This window comes from Hyphobacterium sp. CCMP332 (assembly GCF_014323565.1).
Lineage (GTDB): Bacteria > Pseudomonadota > Alphaproteobacteria > Caulobacterales > Maricaulaceae > Hyphobacterium.
Genome location: NZ_CP058669.1, coordinates 334,351 through 346,826, shown reverse-complemented (window position 1 = coordinate 346,826; position 12,476 = coordinate 334,351). Strand labels below are relative to the sequence as shown.

Sequence of the window (12,476 nt, the reverse complement as noted above, 5' to 3'; positions counted from 1 at the left end):
GTGGGTCTTGCTTGAAACCCCACCCTAACCTGCTTATGCAAACGCCAGATGATTGCTACCGGGACATGATCACCATGCCACAAATGGATATTGAAATTGCGGCCTTGCGGGTTCCCGTGGCGTTGGGTGTTCATGACTTTGAGCGCGCAGCGCGTCAGGATGTCACGGTCGATCTGGTAATCACGCTGAAGTCTGTGCCGTCCCATGATTCCATTGGCGAAACCGCGCATTATGACGAGGTCGCCGCCGCTGTGCAGCAGACCGCTGATCTGAAGCATTATGATCTGATCGAGACCCTGGCGCTCGCCATTGCCGAGCGCGTGAAAGCCTTCCCCGATGTCGCCCGCGTCACGGCGGCCGTCCACAAGACGCCGCGCACCGTGGCTGCGGAACGATTGTCAGCGCGGATATCGCTCTAGAATTATACCCCCTGCACAGAACATGAATTTATGGTAAGGAACCCGAACCGCCAGAATGCGTTGTATTTGGCGAGTTAAGGAAGGGAAGACTTATGCGTACACGTTTCATGTTTACCGTTGCCCTGCCCGCGCTGGCCCTGATGGCCTGCTCTGCGAGCGAAGAAGCAACATCTGACGATACGATGGCAGACGATTCCGCCACAATGGAAAGCACGACTGAAGCCGCTGGCGACGCTGTCGGCGATTCCATGGGCGATATGGGCGACGCCGCTGGCGATGCCATGGATGATGCCGCTGATGCGGCAGGCGACATGATGGATGATGCCGGTGACATGGCGTCGGATATGGCCGATGAAGTCGAGATGGCCATGGACGACATGGACACTGACGGCATGGAGCAATGCTATGGCATTGCGCTGGCCGGTGAAAACGATTGCGCCGCCGGGCCGGGAACCTCGTGTGAGGGGACGTCGACGGTCGATTATCAGGGCGATGCGTGGACCTATGTTCCGGAAGGCACCTGCGAATCGGTCGAAACGCCTTACGGCAATGGCTCGCTCGAGCCGGTCGAACGCCCGTAAGCGGTTCTGACTTCTGATTTCTGGCGATGCGCCGCCGTGGTTCCCACGGCGGCGTTTTGCTATCCGAAGGCCTTGTCGATCTTCGATTTCGGCTTCACCGCCGACATGAACAGGCTGGCCACGATCGCGATGATGATGCGCGCGATGATGGTGAAGAAGAGGAAGGTGATCTGCTGGTTGGACAGGAAGAGCCGCACCAGATTGTTATACCGGTTCGGCAGGGCGGTATGGGTCAGCCAATCCTCGACCCTGTCAGCCCAGTTCAGCATCCAGTTGAGCTGATCCGGCGCATAGAGGCCGAGCGTGACCAGCATGGCAAGGGCGAGGATGAAGGCCAGAAACAGTGTGGCACTGACAGAGCCGACGCGGCCGAGAATGAACATGGTTTTCCCCTTACACTACGCAAACCGGAGTCTATCCTAGCACACTTGCATGAACCGTGCCTGTCAGAGATCGGCTTCGTTCAAAAGGGTATAGGTGAAGCCATTGCCGTAAATCTCTTTCGCCCGGCGCGCGAGCGTCATCACGACATCGAAATCGGTGGGATCAGCGATCACGGTGCAACCGGCCGACCAGCGATCCACTTGCGTTGACCGCCGGGTGCGGCTGGCGCGGTGGATGTTGATTCCAGTCGCATTGTTGAAAATCCGGTCGGAGTCGCGATCTATCGTGCCGTCCATGTTGCGGTCGCGATAGGTTTGAAGCGTATAGCCGGGCTTCTGACAGATGGCGTCATACTGTCCCTGATGTTTGCGGATCATGTGCGAGGAGCGGTACTGGCCTTCCTTCAGGACAGCGGTGCCATCAGGATGCGACAGATTCTGTAAATGGGACAGGCCGGGATCCGTTGTGCAGGCAAAGGCATAAAACGCCCAGTCGCCATGGGCGGCATCCTTATAAGAGACGGTCAGCCAGTCATCGAAGGCATTGGCCTTTGTCTCGGCCGACCGGATACCGACTATATTGAGGTCAAATCCCTTCGAGTTTCCGAAAATGACATAACCCTTGTCCTTCATGGCTTTGTGGATTGCGGCGCGGTCAGGCCGGTTCATGGCGGTCTCCTTCAAAAAACAAAACGGCCAGCCCGGAGGCTGACCGCTTCATTATCCCCGAAGGCGTGTGTGGTGCGGATTATTCAGCCGGTGGCGTCGGAGGGGTCGGCGCGTCATGGCCGCGTCCTTCAAGGATGGAAATGGTGATCATGGTGCCGTCCTCGGACCAGCCATCGGTCTGCCAGCTGCCGCCGACGGCCAGTTCCTCGTTCCAGGGACCGCAATTGGTTTCACCGCCGGACTCCGGCGGCGGGATGATGCAGAGCTGTTCGTCAAACGACCACAGGGCACCCGTCCGCCCCAGGCTGTCGGAATAGGCACCGCCGGCGTCGAAGTAGACGTCAAAGCCTTCACCTGCGTCATTGACGATAATGCGGACGGTATTACCGACGGCGTTATCCATGCCATCGGCCAGAGCGGCGCCAGAGGTCATCAGGCCCAGAATGGCGGCGGTCATTACAAATCTTTTCATGAGATTTTCCTGCTCACGTTCAACGCCCCCCGACGCAGTGACCAGAGTTAACCACGACTTAATTCGAAAAAAAAGCCTGAATCGGGAACAAATTATGCTGCACTCGCGTACCAAGAGAGGCGGGGATGGCCATGACGGTCGCCTTATTCATGCCGCAAGCACGGCGAAACAAAGCCCGTTCTCCTCAGCCGGCATTCAGGACCGACCTGTCAGTTTCCCGGATGTGCGCTCCCGGTTGCGGTGTCCTGAAACCGGTCTCTGGCCCCACCCTCCCTCGCAGGGGTCAGCTTTCGGCAGACGGGCACCGCAGCCATTTTCACCCTCCTCCTTGAAGCGGAAGAATTGGTGCGATCTGACCATGGGAGCGCACACTTTTTCCCGATGCTCAGGCCCCTCCGGGCCTTCGCTCCTCGCTAAAGCTGCGGGCGCGCGGTCGCGCTTGCGAACCCTGACGGGGTTCGGGGTGTTTCTCGAACTTGTTTCCGCTGCGCGCGGCCCGGGCGTCCAGTTTCAACGCATGTTTTGCGGGCCGTGCTCATATGAAACACGCTCAGGGCTTGGGCGTAGGTGTGTCTCGACATCTCACCGAATTCACTTTCCGTCTTCCTCCGACTTGATCGGGGGACCTCAATAGCCGCGCGCTTCGTTCGAGATCCTCCGGATAAACCGGAGGATGACGAAATTGAAAAAACCGGAGGATGACGAAGATTGTCAGAGTTGATGTGGCTCAGGCCAGAGGCAGGCGCATGACCGCGCGCAGGCCGCCGAGCGGGCTTTGTGACAATTCCACTTCGCCGCCATGCCCCCGCGCAACATCGCGCGCAATGGCAAGGCCCAGGCCGACGCCTTCGCGATTCATGTTGCGGGCTTCATCAAGGCGCGAGAAGGGCTTGAACGCCTCCTCCCGCTTGTCCTCGGGTATGCCGGGACCATCATCATCGACGATAATTTCCAGACGCCGCTTCTGACGCCTGACCGAAACCTCGCATTTCGTGCCATAGGCGCAGGCATTGGCAATCAGATTGGCGATGCCGCGCTTGAACACGCCGGGACGGACATTGGCGCGGATATCCGGCTCGGCTTTCAGCGTGATGCCGGGATCGGCACGGCGCGCCGCCTCGACGGTTTCGGTGACCAGCGCCGAGACATCGGCCTCAACGGTCTCCTCGCTGACCTGCCCGCGCGCAAAGGCCAGATATTCCTCCAGCATGTGCTCCATTTCGGAGACGTCTGCGATGGCATCATCTCGCTCCGGCCCGTCCGGCATCAGAGCGAGCTGCAATTTCAGACGGGTCAGCGGTGTTCGCAGATCATGGCTCACCCCGGCCAGCATGGAGGTGCGCTGATCGAGATGACGGGTGATGCGCTGTCGCATGTCGATGAAGGCATGGGCGGCTTCGCGCACTTCGCGCGCGCCGGCGGGTTTGAATTCGGTATCATCCTCGCCGCGGCCGAACCGCTTGGCCGTATCGGCCAGCCGGCGGATGGGTTTGACCTGATTGCGGATGAAGATCACCGAGACCAGGCTGAGCAGCGCCGTCGCGCCAAACAGCCAGAGCAGGAAGATATGCCCGGTCGTGGCAAAAACGCGCTCGCGCACGGCGATAAATCGCAAAACGCCCGTTTCGGTCTGGACGCGGATATCGACATAGGCGGGATAACGCGTGGTATCAAACCAGACCGGGTTTTCCATCGACGCCGTCAGCGATCGCCGCAAGGTGCGGTCCAGCGTCCGGAAAAAGGACGACCGGCGAGAAGTTGGCAGAAGCTCGCCCTCACGAAAATCCACGGAGAGCTGCATATTGCGATAGGCGGAATCCGCCATCGCTTCGAACGCCGCCCGATCCTCGCCGCTATTCTCGAAGAATTCGGTCATCAGGGCGACATCGCCGGCAACGCCTTCCGACAGGCGCTGGGTCACGGTCTCCCAATGCTCCTCGAAAAAGGCCCAGGCGATCAGCCCCTGCATGACCGCGACGGGCACGACGAAAATCAAAAGGGACCGGCCAAACAGGCTTTTCGGCAGATATCGTTTCAACGGTCCCAAATCAGCGCGGTCCTAATCCTCGAAAATCGCATCAGCGATCAGCTTGTATCCCTCACCGCGAATGGTCTGTAAATGAACCGGTTGGCGCGGGTCGGCTTCCAGCTTGCGTCGAAGCCGCGTCATCTGCACGTCGACGGCGCGTTCACCGCCTCCGGTCAGATCGCACAGATCATAGCGGGAGACTGTCTGGCCAACCGCCCGGGCGAGGGCTTTCAACAGGGTCTCCTCGCCGCCGGTGAGGCGCACAGCGTCACCGTTTTTCGCCAGCGCGCCATTTCCGATATCGAACTGGAAGGCGCCAAAACGCACTTTCCTGTGCTCGATGGCCGACGGTCTGGAACGGCGCAGGATGGCATTGATGCGCAAGACCAGCTCTTCCGGCTCAAACGGTTTGGCCAGATAGTCATCGGCCCCCAGCGAAAGGCCCCTGATGCGGTCCTCCGCTTCACCGCGGGCGGTCAGAAGCAGAATGGGCGTCTCGCGGGTTTCGCGCACGAGTTTGGTCAACTCGAACCCGTCCATGCCCGGCATCATCACATCCAGAACGATCAGGTCATAATCCATCGACCGCATCTTGCCCTGGGCCTTTGCGGCGTCAGCAGACGTCGAGACCCGATAGCCGCGCTTGGTCAGGAAGCGCTTCAACAGATCGCGGATGCGGTCATCATCATCCACGACGAGAATATGGGTGTCAGAAATCTCGGTCATACATCGTCCTTACCGCTGGATGCGGCGGCTTATAGCTCTCTAGCACGCAAATGCGGGATCACTTATCCCGACGAAGTCTTTCGCATCATCCACAGATAGGTCAGGCCGGTATAAAGGCTGAGCGCGGCGGCGATCCAGAGGAAGACGATCCACGCCTCATACGCCCAGACGCTGTCGCCGCTTACCAGGAAGATAAGGGCGAAAAACCAGGCGATCATCAGCATTTCCACGGCGGTCTTGACCTTGGCGGCCAGCGAAACCGGAACCGGAATGCGCTCCTTGCCGAGGCGCGACAGGCGGATCATGGTCATGATGATGTCGCGCGAAAGGATGACGGCAATCGGCCAGGACACCGACCACAGGCCTGACCAGAGTCCGAACACGATCAGGAAGGCCCCGACGAACACCTTGTCCGCAATGGGATCGAGCAAGGCCCCGAAGGCGCTGACTTGCCCCAGCCGACGCGCCAGCCAGCCGTCAAACCAGTCAGACAGTGCGCCGCCGATAAACAGGGCCAGCGCAAAGCTCCACCAGCGGATCAGGGCCTCATTGGTCTCGGCATTCAGCGCCCACCATAAAAACAGCGCGCCCAGCGGACCGGCCACGAGGCGAAAGGCGGTGAGGATATTCGGAAAGGTAAAAATCATTGCTGAAACCAGTCATGAATGCGCTTGGCCATGGCAGCGGAGACGCCCTCCACGGCTTCAAGGTCGCCAAGCGCGGCGCGTTCCACCGCCTTGGCGGAGCCGAAATGAGCCAATAGCGCTTTTTTCCGCGACGGGCCAATGCCGGGGATTGAATCGAGCGGATTATCCCGCATCGCCTTCTGGCGTTTGGCGCGGTGTCCGCCAATGGCAAAGCGGTGGGCTTCGTCCCGCAGGCGCTGGAGATAATACAGCACGGGATCATTCATCGGCAGTTTGAACGGCGCTTCGCCCGGCATGTAGAAGGCTTCGCGGCCGGCATCGCGCTCTGGGCCCTTGGCAATGGCGGCGACCGGCACGTCGGTGACGCCCAGCTCCTCCATCACTTCCAAGACGGAGGAAAGCTGGCCCTTGCCGCCATCGATCAACACCAGATCCGGCACCGGAGCGCCCTCTTCCCGCTCCTTGATCATGCGGGAGAAGCGGCGGCGCAACATGGCGGCCATCATGGCGAAATCATCATTGGTGGCGGCATCATCGCCCTTCATGTTGAAGCGGCGGTAGTGGGTCTTTGAAAACCCTTCCGGCCCGGCCACGATCATCGCGCCCAGCGCATTCGTGCCCTGGATGTGGGAATTGTCATAGACCTCGATGCGCCTTGGCGGCTCGTCCAGCTTGAACACCTTGGCGACGCCCTTGAGCAATTTGGCCTGGGTGGCGCTTTCGGACAGACGCCGGCCCAGCGCCTCGCGAGCATTGGTGCGGGTACGCTCGACCAGTTTCTTCTTCTCACCGCGCTGCGGCGTCATCACCGTCACCTTGCGATCGGCGCGCAGGGTCAGCGCTTCGCCGATCAGTTCGGCATCGTCGACGATGTGCGAGGTCATGATCAGGGCCGGAGCCGGGCGATCATCATAGAATTGCGCAAGGAAGGCAGCGAGAATCTCCGAGGGCTCGGATTCGGCCTCGTGCTTCGGGAAAAAGGACTGGTTCCCCCAATTCTGGCCCGCCCGATAGAAGAAGACCTGCACACAGGATTTTCCACCCTCCTGCGCCAGCGCGACGATATCGGCCTCTTCCACGCCCTCCGGATTGATGCCCTGCTCTGTCGTCACCGAGGCAATGGCGCGGATGCGGTCGCGCAATTTCGCAGCGGCTTCAAAGTCGAGCGCTTCGGAGGCTTCGGCCATCTGTGCGCTCAATCCCTCCCGCAAGGCATTGGAGCGGCCGCGCAGAAAGGCTTCGGCCTCGCCGACGAGTTCGGCATAGGCGTCCGGCTTGACGAGACCGACGCAAGGCCCGGCGCACCTTTTGATCTGATAGAGCATGCAGGGCCGGGTTCGTCCCTCGTAAACGCTGTCGGTGCAGGTGCGCAGCAGGAAGGCCTTTTGAAGCGTGTTCAGCGTGGCATTGACCGCACCGGCGCTGGCGAAGGGGCCGAAATACATGCCTTTCGCCTTGCGCGCGCCGCGATGCTTGCGGATTTGCGGGGCTTCATGGTCGGTGCGGATGAGTATGTAGGGGAAGGATTTGTCATCGCGCAGGATGACGTTGAAGCGCGGCTTCAGCCGCTTGATGAGGTTGGCTTCCAGCAACAGTGCTTCGGTCTCGGTCTCCGTCACCACGAATTCCATCGACCGGGTCAGCGCAATCATCAGGGCGATGCGGTTATTGTGACCGCCGCCCTTGGCATAATTGCCGACGCGGTTTTTCAGGTTTTTCGCCTTGCCGACATAAAGAATGTCGCCATCCTTGCTGTACATGCGGTAGACGCCGGGTTTCGCGGGCAGCCGCTTGACGTAAGATGCAATGACCTCGGGTCCGGTCAGACCGGCAGTGCCCTCTTCAGGAGGGGCCGCCGCATCTTCCGCGACGGTTGGGGGTCGAACAGGCCGGGAGGCTTTCATGATGCCTAAAATTGCCCTCGTGACCGGCGCTGGCAAGCGTCTGGGCGCAGCCATCGCCAAAGCGCTGGCCGAAGACGGCTATAAGGCCTGGGTGCATTTCAACCATTCAGCGGATGAGGCCGGCCAGATCGTGGCGGACATAAGGGCCGCCGGCGGCGAAGCCGAGGCCGTGCAATTCGACCTCGCAGAGACATCCGCCCTCGTCCAACTGGTGCGCGGGCTGGGCCGGATCGACGTGCTGGTCAATTCAGCATCGGTCTTTGATTATGACGCCGCCAATGCGCTTGATCCGGCGGACATGCAGCGCATCCTGAACATCAATCTGATTGCGCCCTGCCTTCTGGCGTCAGTGATGGCGGAAAGCCATGCGACCCGCAATTCCGGCTGTGTGATCAACCTGCTGGACCAGAAACTGTACAATCTGAACCCGGACCATTTCAGCTATACCCTCGCCAAGGCCGGGCTGCACACCGCGACCGAGACGATGGCGATGCAGTTTGCGCCGAATGTGCGCGTCAATGGCGTTGCGCCGGGCCTGACCCTGCCCGCACCGGATATGAGCAAGGCCGAATTCGAGGCCGCGCACCGGAATAATCCGATGCAGGGCGGCTCAACGCCGGAGGATATCGTCCGCACGGTCCGCTTCATCCTCGCCAGCCCGGTGATGACGGCGGAAACCATCCTCGTCGATGGCGGCGAACACCTGATGCGCCGTCACCGCGATGTGTCGAAGGGCGGGTAGCTAGCGGTTCGGGTCGCTGAGCTGGCGGGAACGGCGTTCGGCGGCATTGACCGCGCGGCGCATCAATTCCGGCAGGGCGCTATTGCCCATCATCACATCGAGCGCGGCCTGCGTCGTGCCATTGGGCGAGGTGACCTGACGGCGCAATTCCTGCGGCGAGAGGTCTGAGCGTTTCAGAAGTTCGCCGGCCCCGATCAGCGTATTGGTCGCCAGCTTCTCCGCCAGATCACGCGGCAGGCCTTCATTTTCGCCCGCTCCGGCCAGCGCCTCGGCAAGCAGGAAGAAATAGGCCGGGCCGGATCCCGAAACCGCGGTCACCGCATCCATCATGCGCTCGTCGGAAATCCACTCGACCGAACCGCCCACTTTCAGAAGCTTGGTGGCCTCGGCCTGACGCGCTTCGCCCGCGTCATTGGCTACAGCCACAATGATGCCCGCGCCGATGGCGGCGGGCGTGTTGGGCATGGCGCGGATAATCGGCCGGTCGCCCAGTGCTTCGGTCATGGTGCGGATAGTGACGCCCGCCATAACGGAAATGATGGCGCAATTGTCCGGCAGGACCTTGGCCAGATCGCCGGCAATCTGGTGGAAGATTTGCGGCTTCACCGCCAGCACGACCAGCGAGACGTCCTTCGCCATGCGCGGGCCGAGCGCATCGACGCATTTGAGACCATGCGTCTTGATCAGCACCGCCATCTCGTCAGTGGGATTCGGCGCACAGATCAGCAGCCGGGCGGGATCAATCTTGCCCTTGCCGCGCAGCCAACCAGCGGCGAGTGCTCCGCCCATACGGCCGGCTCCGATCAGCGCGATACGTCCGTCCGTGGTCACAATCAGGCCTCGCCAATGGTTTCAAACATGGCCGATTGCGCGGCTTCCTCCACTGTCTTTCCGCCCCAGACCAGAAACTGGAAGGCCGGATAGAAGCGTTCGCCGGCTTCGCGGGCCGCGCTGATCAATGCGGCGGCCTGCGCCGGAGACAGGGTCTCGCCTTGCGGAATCGGGATGCCGTGACGCCAGACCACGCCGCCATCCTCTTCCCAGACATCGAAATGGCCATACCAGAGCTTTTCATTCAGGCGCGCGGCCAACTCGCAAATCTCGCGAAAGCGGGCCTTCGGAGCCTTCAGCTCGAGGCTGGCGCAGACGTGAATGGCGTCATGATCGGGCCGCCAGGCGAACCAGATCTGGTGATCGCGCCAGGCGCCGGGCGCCGACATGTGCAGCTCGCCCGCCTCATCGCGCTCATAGGGCAATTGCTCGGCAATCACGGCCTGCTCGACGGCGTCGAGCGGATCGCTCTCATACGATGTGGTCTCAGTCGCGAGTTCCATGCGCTGTGTGTCCTTTCGCGCCGGTTGCCCTGTCCCGGCCTCCGCATGCGATCCGGAACGAATCGCGCGGGCCTTGGGAACAAGCCTAGGGCCGGTTTTTCTGCCGGGGCAATAGCCCCGACGGTGAGGAGTCGTGGATTAGCTTACTTCTTGCCGCTGGCAGGCTTTTTGGCTGTGGATTTCTTCGCCGCCGGCTTTCTGGCCGAGGCCGTCTTCGCAACCGGCTTTGTGGCCGCCTTTTCCAGAGCTTCGATGCGGACCTTCAGAGCGTCGGCCTCGTCGCGCGCAGCCTGTGCCACGGCTTTGACCGCGTCGAATTCCTCGCGGCTGACGAAATCCATACGCGCCGCCATTTTGTCGGCTTGCGCCCGGAAAACGGTCTGCGCCTCTTCACCGGCTGCCTGCGCCGCCGAGAAGGCGTCCGTCATCAGTTCAGCGAAATCATTGAGCAGCGGATTACGGGTTTGCATGTCGTGGCCTTCTTTCCTTGTCTGTGCGTATATGCGATTTCAGGTCGCAGATGCAATGTGACAGGCCAGCGCAGGAGCCCAGATGCAACAGATTTGCGAGCCGACCTTCAACTTTGACCCGGTCCTGTTCTCCATTCCGCTGGATTTCATCAATGAAGGCTGGGCGTTTGATATCCGCTGGTATGCGCTCGCCTATATCGCAGGCCTGCTGGTCGGCTGGCGCTATATGGTGGCGATGGCGCGGCGTCCCAAACTCTGGGTGCCCTCGAACGGTAAGCCCAAAGGGTCGCCATTTGATGAGGAGGATGTCGACGATCTCCTCCTGTGGGCGACCATTGGCGTCATCGGTGGCGGGCGTCTGGGCTATGTCCTCTTCTACCAGATCGATGCCTTCTGGGAACGGCCCTTATGGGTCATTACCGGCATTACCGAAGGCGGCATGTCTTTCCATGGCGGGCTGATCGGGGTCGGTCTGGCACTGTGGCTGACGGCGCGAGCGCGCAAGCTGGATCTGTGGCGGATTGCCGATGCCGCCGCCGTGGTCGCGCCCATCGGGCTGTTTTTCGGACGCATGGCGAATTTCATCAATGGCGAGCTCTGGGGCCGCGTCACCGATGTGCCGTGGGCGATGCGCTTTGCCAATGACCGCTTGTGTGCCCTGCGCCATCCGAGCCAGCTTTATGAAGCGGCGCTGGAAGGCCTTCTGATCTTCGCCGTCGTCAATGTGCTGACCTGGAAATACAAGTCGCTGTCGCGGCCCGGCCTCAATACCGGTGCCTTCCTGGTGATTTACGGCCTGTCGCGGGCGCTGCTGGAAACGGTGCGCGAACCGGATGCCCACATGCCGGAAGCCCTGCAAGGCTATGTCACGATGGGCATGTTGCTTTCGATCCCGATGTTCTTTGCGGGCCTGTGGTTGCTCTATCGTGCCCTGAAAGCCGATCCAGCGCCGGCCCCGACCAAAGTCGTCGCCTCCAAATGATGGACGGGATTGCCGGGCGTATCGCCGAACGTATCCGCCATGGCGGACCGGTCTCGGTGGCGGCCTTTATGACCGAAGCCATGTTCGATCCGCGTGAAGGCTATTACGCGACGAAAAACCCGATTGGCGCGGGCGAGGACTTCATCACCGCCCCCTCGGTCAGCCAGATGTTCGGCGAGCTGATGGGGCTGTGGTGCGCGCAGGTGTGGATGGATATGGGCCAGCCCGGCAGCTTCCAGCTGGTCGAGCTGGGCCCCGGCACCGGCCAGATGATGAGCGACATTGTGCGCGCCGGGCGGGCCGTGTCCGGCTTCATGCAGGCCGCGCAAATCCATCTGATCGAAGCCAGTGCCGCATTGAAAATGGTGCAGGGCCGGACGCTGACCCCCATGGGTGTGGAGATTGGCTGGCTCAACCGGATCGAGGATATTCCGCCCGGCCCGGCGATCATTGTCGGCAATGAATTTCTCGACTGTCTGCCCATGCGGCAGGCGGTAAAACAGAATGGCCAGTGGCATGAACGCATGATCGCGCTGAACGAGGCGGGCGATGGCTTCCGGTTTGCTGTCGGGCCGCAACTCGGCACCGAAGCCGATCTGGTTCCGGAGCGCCTGCGCGGCGCGCCCGATGGCACGCTGGCCGAGCTGCGGCCCGGCGATCAGCAGGTGGTAGATGTCCTGGCGCAACGCTTTTCAGATCACCCCGGCCATGCCCTGTTTGTTGATTACGGCCCCGCCCTCAGCGAGGCGGGCGATACGTTTCAGGCCATCCGCCAGCACCAGAAGTGCGATCCGCTGGAGGCGCCCGGCACGGCTGATCTGACGGCGCGGGTCGATTTCGAACAATTGGGCCGTTTCGCGAAAGCCGCCGGTCTGGACGTCGCCGGCCCCGCCACGCAGGGCGACTGGCTGAATGCGCTCGGGCTGGAGGTGCGAGCCGCGGCCCTGATCCGTCAGGCGCCGGAACAAAAATCGCGAATCGCCCGGCAGGTGATGCGTCTTTCGGACCCCGACGAGATGGGCGCGCTCTTCAAGGTGATGAGCTTATCCACACCGGGATTGCCGAAACCACCGGGATTTGCCGACCACGGATGAATTAACAGTTCAATACCGGCGCCG

General features: G+C 61.3%; 15 protein-coding genes. 5 read left to right on the top strand and 10 right to left on the bottom strand.

Going from position 1 to position 12,476, the window contains the following annotated elements:
- Positions 1-74: 74 nt before the first annotated feature.
- Positions 75-419 carry a dihydroneopterin aldolase gene (locus HXX25_RS01790; protein WP_187166827.1) on the top strand — a complete coding sequence of 115 codons (345 nt, stop codon included), beginning with the start codon at positions 75-77 and terminating at the stop codon, positions 417-419.
- Positions 420-763: 344 nt separating this feature from the next.
- Positions 764-1,000: a DUF2282 domain-containing protein gene (locus HXX25_RS14225; RefSeq protein ID WP_370543751.1), complete on the top strand. Its 237-nt coding sequence runs from the start codon at positions 764-766 to the stop codon at positions 998-1,000.
- Positions 1,001-1,059: 59 nt separating this feature from the next.
- Here the strand turns inward: HXX25_RS14225 and HXX25_RS01780 are convergent, their stop codons facing one another.
- The 7 genes from HXX25_RS01780 to uvrC form a co-directional block, all read right to left on the bottom strand.
- On the bottom strand, positions 1,060-1,383 hold the full coding sequence (locus tag HXX25_RS01780; RefSeq protein WP_187166826.1) for a hypothetical protein: 324 nt from the start codon (positions 1,381-1,383) through the stop codon (positions 1,060-1,062).
- A 63-nt stretch (positions 1,384-1,446) separates the two neighbouring features.
- Positions 1,447-2,052 carry a hypothetical protein gene (locus tag HXX25_RS01775; protein WP_187166825.1) on the bottom strand — a complete coding sequence of 202 codons (606 nt, stop codon included), beginning with the start codon at positions 2,050-2,052 and terminating at the stop codon, positions 1,447-1,449.
- Positions 2,053-2,131: 79 nt separating this feature from the next.
- Positions 2,132-2,524 (bottom strand): hypothetical protein, encoded by a 393-nt coding sequence (locus tag HXX25_RS01770; RefSeq protein WP_187166824.1) that lies wholly within the window; start codon positions 2,522-2,524, stop codon positions 2,132-2,134.
- A 727-nt stretch (positions 2,525-3,251) separates the two neighbouring features.
- On the bottom strand, positions 3,252-4,571 hold the full coding sequence (locus HXX25_RS01765; protein WP_370543743.1) for an ATP-binding protein: 1,320 nt from the start codon (positions 4,569-4,571) through the stop codon (positions 3,252-3,254).
- A 12-nt stretch (positions 4,572-4,583) separates the two neighbouring features.
- On the bottom strand, positions 4,584-5,279 hold the full coding sequence (locus tag HXX25_RS01760; RefSeq protein ID WP_187166823.1) for a response regulator: 696 nt from the start codon (positions 5,277-5,279) through the stop codon (positions 4,584-4,586).
- Positions 5,280-5,341: 62 nt separating this feature from the next.
- Positions 5,342-5,926: a CDP-diacylglycerol--glycerol-3-phosphate 3-phosphatidyltransferase gene (gene pgsA / locus HXX25_RS01755; protein WP_187166822.1), complete on the bottom strand. Its 585-nt coding sequence runs from the start codon at positions 5,924-5,926 to the stop codon at positions 5,342-5,344.
- The gene (gene uvrC, locus HXX25_RS01750) at positions 5,923-7,830 is read right to left on the bottom strand and encodes an excinuclease ABC subunit UvrC (protein ID WP_187166821.1); all 1,908 of its coding nucleotides are present in this window, start codon (positions 7,828-7,830) and stop codon (positions 5,923-5,925) included. The genes pgsA and uvrC overlap by 4 nt, the downstream gene beginning before the upstream one ends.
- On the opposite strand from uvrC, the gene HXX25_RS01745 reads away from it, so the two are divergent.
- On the top strand, positions 7,829-8,572 hold the full coding sequence (locus HXX25_RS01745) for an SDR family NAD(P)-dependent oxidoreductase (protein WP_187166820.1): 744 nt from the start codon (positions 7,829-7,831) through the stop codon (positions 8,570-8,572). The genes uvrC and HXX25_RS01745 overlap by 2 nt on opposite strands.
- Here the strand turns inward: HXX25_RS01745 and proC are convergent, their stop codons facing one another.
- From proC to HXX25_RS01730, 3 genes are all read right to left on the bottom strand, one after another.
- Positions 8,573-9,403 (bottom strand): pyrroline-5-carboxylate reductase, encoded by an 831-nt coding sequence (gene proC, locus HXX25_RS01740; RefSeq protein ID WP_187166819.1) that lies wholly within the window; start codon positions 9,401-9,403, stop codon positions 8,573-8,575.
- Between the two features lie 2 nt (positions 9,404-9,405).
- The gene (locus HXX25_RS01735) at positions 9,406-9,906 is read right to left on the bottom strand and encodes a YbjN domain-containing protein (RefSeq protein ID WP_187166818.1); all 501 of its coding nucleotides are present in this window, start codon (positions 9,904-9,906) and stop codon (positions 9,406-9,408) included.
- Between the two features lie 143 nt (positions 9,907-10,049).
- Positions 10,050-10,376 carry an accessory factor UbiK family protein gene (locus HXX25_RS01730; RefSeq protein WP_187166817.1) on the bottom strand — a complete coding sequence of 109 codons (327 nt, stop codon included), beginning with the start codon at positions 10,374-10,376 and terminating at the stop codon, positions 10,050-10,052.
- A gap of 82 nt (positions 10,377-10,458) precedes the next feature.
- On the opposite strand from HXX25_RS01730, the gene lgt reads away from it, so the two are divergent.
- Together lgt and HXX25_RS01720 are read left to right on the top strand one after the other, a co-directional pair.
- Positions 10,459-11,358 carry a prolipoprotein diacylglyceryl transferase gene (lgt, locus tag HXX25_RS01725; protein WP_187166816.1) on the top strand — a complete coding sequence of 300 codons (900 nt, stop codon included), beginning with the start codon at positions 10,459-10,461 and terminating at the stop codon, positions 11,356-11,358.
- The gene (locus HXX25_RS01720) at positions 11,355-12,452 is read left to right on the top strand and encodes a class I SAM-dependent methyltransferase (RefSeq protein WP_187166815.1); all 1,098 of its coding nucleotides are present in this window, start codon (positions 11,355-11,357) and stop codon (positions 12,450-12,452) included. The genes lgt and HXX25_RS01720 overlap by 4 nt, the downstream gene beginning before the upstream one ends.
- Positions 12,453-12,476 lie beyond the last annotated feature (24 nt).

Coding starts and splice junctions, on each gene's coding strand:
- HXX25_RS01745 (WP_187166820.1), top strand. CDS start 7,829: ATGATGCCTAAAATTGCCCTCGTGACCGGCGCTGGCAAGCGTCTGGGC.
- HXX25_RS01735 (WP_187166818.1), bottom strand. CDS start 9,906: ATGGAACTCGCGACTGAGACCACATCGTATGAGAGCGATCCGCTCGAC.
- HXX25_RS01730 (WP_187166817.1), bottom strand. CDS start 10,376: ATGCAAACCCGTAATCCGCTGCTCAATGATTTCGCTGAACTGATGACG.
- HXX25_RS01760 (WP_187166823.1), bottom strand. CDS start 5,279: ATGACCGAGATTTCTGACACCCATATTCTCGTCGTGGATGATGATGAC.
- HXX25_RS01780 (WP_187166826.1), bottom strand. CDS start 1,383: ATGTTCATTCTCGGCCGCGTCGGCTCTGTCAGTGCCACACTGTTTCTG.
- lgt (WP_187166816.1), top strand. CDS start 10,459: ATGCAACAGATTTGCGAGCCGACCTTCAACTTTGACCCGGTCCTGTTC.
- HXX25_RS01770 (WP_187166824.1), bottom strand. CDS start 2,524: ATGAAAAGATTTGTAATGACCGCCGCCATTCTGGGCCTGATGACCTCT.
- uvrC (WP_187166821.1), bottom strand. CDS start 7,830: ATGAAAGCCTCCCGGCCTGTTCGACCCCCAACCGTCGCGGAAGATGCG.
- HXX25_RS01720 (WP_187166815.1), top strand. CDS start 11,355: ATGATGGACGGGATTGCCGGGCGTATCGCCGAACGTATCCGCCATGGC.
- HXX25_RS01790 (WP_187166827.1), top strand. CDS start 75: ATGCCACAAATGGATATTGAAATTGCGGCCTTGCGGGTTCCCGTGGCG.
- HXX25_RS01775 (WP_187166825.1), bottom strand. CDS start 2,052: ATGAACCGGCCTGACCGCGCCGCAATCCACAAAGCCATGAAGGACAAG.
- HXX25_RS14225 (WP_370543751.1), top strand. CDS start 764: ATGGCCGATGAAGTCGAGATGGCCATGGACGACATGGACACTGACGGC.
- pgsA (WP_187166822.1), bottom strand. CDS start 5,926: ATGATTTTTACCTTTCCGAATATCCTCACCGCCTTTCGCCTCGTGGCC.